The following is a 3,111-nucleotide window of genomic DNA, read 5'->3' on the forward strand; positions in this document are numbered from 1 at the left end:
GGCGAACCGAAGGTGGTTCAACACACAATCCTGCCTTAGCAGGGTAATTCTGAATAGTGCTAAGCAGGAGGTTAATGACAGGACCCAGGTTAGTGAAGAAGAATTGTCATTTGAAGAAAAGAGGAGAAACACCCTGCTTGCCCTGGAAGAAGCAAGTTTGATATTCAAGGCAGCGGAAGACCTGGGGGAGTATCCCATCATCTTTCGCAATGAAAAAGGAGATACCCAGTTCCCCTTCTGGAACCAATTAAACGGTCCCCTGGCAGACGCTTTGTGGCATACGGGACAAGTAGTGAGCCTCCGGCGGCAGGCCGGCAATCCCTTCCCTCCTGGGGTAAGCGTTTTTACGGGCGTACGGCGGGAACAATAGCTTTATGATTAAAATCATTATAAAGGAGTGGTAAAGGGCTTATTTTAGCCTTAATTTTGTATCAAAAACAGTGTTATGAGAATATTCAAATTTAAAGAAGCTAATATAGCGTTACAGATTTCCTTAGGTATTGCGTTCATCCTTTGCCTCGGGATAGGAGAAGCCCGGGCCTTCTTTCAGGATTTGAGTGAACAGGAGGATATCAATTACAACCAATTCAAAGGGGAGGTTGTGGACAGCCAGAGCCGGGACCCATTGGTTTTTGCATCATTGACCCTGGAAGGGACCAATATCAGCACCGTTACCAATACAGAGGGTACATTTTTACTCAAAGTCCCTAAGTCTATTGAGGAAGGGAGTGTTGTTGTTACTTTTCTGGGTTACACCAGCAGGGTGATCCCATTGGGCCAACTTAAGCCTGATAAGAACAGGATTGCCCTGGATATTTCTGTTACCAATCTGGCAGAAGTAAATGTTACCGCTCCCAGGGACGCAGCCAGTCTGGTGAAGGAAGCCCTGAGAAAAAAAGGGGAAAACTACTTTGACGATCCTACTCTGATGACCGCATTTTACCGGGAAACCATCAAGAAAAGACGAAGGAATGTTTCCTTGTCTGAGGCGGTGGTGAACATTTACAAAACCCCTTATACCTCCTCCAGGCAGGATGCGGTACAATTGTACAAGGCAAGGAAGAGCACGGATTACAGCAAATTGGACACCTTGGCCCTTAAGCTGCAGGGTGGGCCCTTCAATGCCCTGTTTGTGGACATTATGAAATATCCTGATTTTATTTTTACCAAGGAAACGATTGACGACTATAAGTTTACGTTTGATCGGTCCACCACCATTAATGACCAATTGATATTCGTTATCAATTTCAAACAGCGCGACAATATCCTTGAACCCATGTATCAGGGGAAGCTCTTTATCGATGCGGATAAAAAGATCCTGACCAGTGCGGTATATTCGTTGAACATTACGACCCGCGAAATGGCCAGTCGCTTATTTGTGCGCAAGAAACCGAGGAATGCCAGGGTCTATCCCACACAGGTGGCTTATCGGGTGGATTACAGAGAGAAAGATGGCCGCTGGTACTACGGCTACAGCAATGTGCTGCTCGAATTCAAGATCAACTGGGATAAGAAACTCTTTAATTCCGTGTATAGCATGACCTGTGAGATGGCCGTTACCGATTGGGAAAAGAACATTAGCGGAGCGGTCCCGAAATCCAGGGAACGCATTAAAACCTCGATCATCATGAGTGATGAGGCCCTGGGCTTTTCAGATCCGGATTTCTGGGGAGAATACAATATCATCGAACCCGAAAAGTCTATTGAAAGTGCCATCAGGAAAATCCAAAGGCAACTCAGAAGGACAAAAGCGGATAGCGGGACCTCAACCCCTTAATTGCCCGTCTCAGAAAGATTAAACAAAACGGCACATTCTTGTGCCGTTTTTGCATTATTCAACCCGTCAAACCCCCTGATATTGCCGCCATATGCGGTGCAAAAACCTCTCCCTGAAATTATGAACAATTGTTAATAACTTACGTTTATAAGTTGTTGATTTTTAATTGCTTATATTTTTTGCAAAACGTAGGTGAATCGTATATATTTACTACATGGTTTGGAAGGGAAACCTGTCCAGGGTAGCTCGGAAGAATCATTATGAAGTTGACGTTCTTTGTATTGTTGTTTAACCTTGGCCCAAGAGTTGGAGGATTCGTCCTCGAACAGGAGGAATAAGGTGAGCGAAGGAACAGGGGGCTGTAGTTCTCAGTTCTGATCGTGGATGCGAGATGTAAAGCGCAGTGCTTCGGTAAGGCGTGGACCACTTCGTGTTAATGCGACAAGAAGAGGCATTTGGAGTTACTTGGTTTAACAATTAAGGACAAAAGATGTTTCAAACGTTGATTTAGCTGGCGAATGCGATCAATGGTTGCGGTGGACTACTTCGGTAAGACACAATTTGCGAGCTAATTCTAGAAAGCCATATCAATGTACCCGTACAATGATATGGCTTTTGTCTTTTTAGTCCCACCCCCCTACCTGATTTCCCATATTCAACCCTTACAAAATATACTGTTATTACACAGTCATATGTTGTATATTTGCTCCGCAAAAATCCATACAGCCTAATGCCCAAAATAATTTATACCCGCACAGACGAAGCACCAGCACTAGCCACACAATCTTTCCTCCCTATTATTAAAGCCTACACCAAGACTGCAGGAATTGACATCGAAACCCGCGATATCTCCCTGGCGGGACGTATCCTGGCAAACTTTTCCGATTATCTTGAGGAAAACCAAAAAAAATCCAATGACCTGGAAGCCCTGGGTATTCTGGCCAAATCTCCGGAAGCGAATATCATCAAACTGCCTAATATCAGTGCTTCTATCCCGCAGCTTAAGGAAGCCATTAGCGAACTGCAAGCCAAAGGATTTAACGTGCCTGACTATCCGGATGAACCGGGAAATGACGGAGAAAAGGAAATCAAAGCCCGTTACGACAAGGTCAAAGGAAGTGCCGTTAACCCTGTACTACGGGAAGGCAACTCGGATAGGCGGGCACCACGTCCGGTGAAAAACTATGCCAGGAAAAACCCGCATAGCATGGGGGCCTGGACCAAAGATTCCAAGACCCATGTGGCCACCATGTCTGAAGGCGATTTCCGGTCCAACGAAAAATCGCTTACCCTCCCTGAAGCAACACAGGTAAGCATTCAGTGGACAGGGGCAC

General features: G+C 45.5%; 3 protein-coding genes. All 3 read left to right on the plus strand.

Annotation, left to right across the window (positions count from 1 at the left end):
- A partial coding sequence (locus AC4E7D_RS13365; protein ID WP_490174282.1) for a calponin homology domain-containing protein occupies positions 1–370 on the plus strand: 370 nt, incomplete at its 5' end.
- Positions 371–445: 75 nt separating this feature from the next.
- Positions 446–1,777 carry a carboxypeptidase-like regulatory domain-containing protein gene (locus AC4E7D_RS13370; RefSeq protein ID WP_490174283.1) on the plus strand — a complete coding sequence of 444 codons (1,332 nt, stop codon included), beginning with the start codon at positions 446–448 and terminating at the stop codon, positions 1,775–1,777.
- Between the two features lie 730 nt (positions 1,778–2,507).
- Positions 2,508–3,111: NADP-dependent isocitrate dehydrogenase (locus AC4E7D_RS13375; protein WP_490174284.1), on the plus strand; the 604-nt coding region annotated here is incomplete at its 3' end.

This window comes from Lentiprolixibacter sp., from assembly GCF_982873095.1.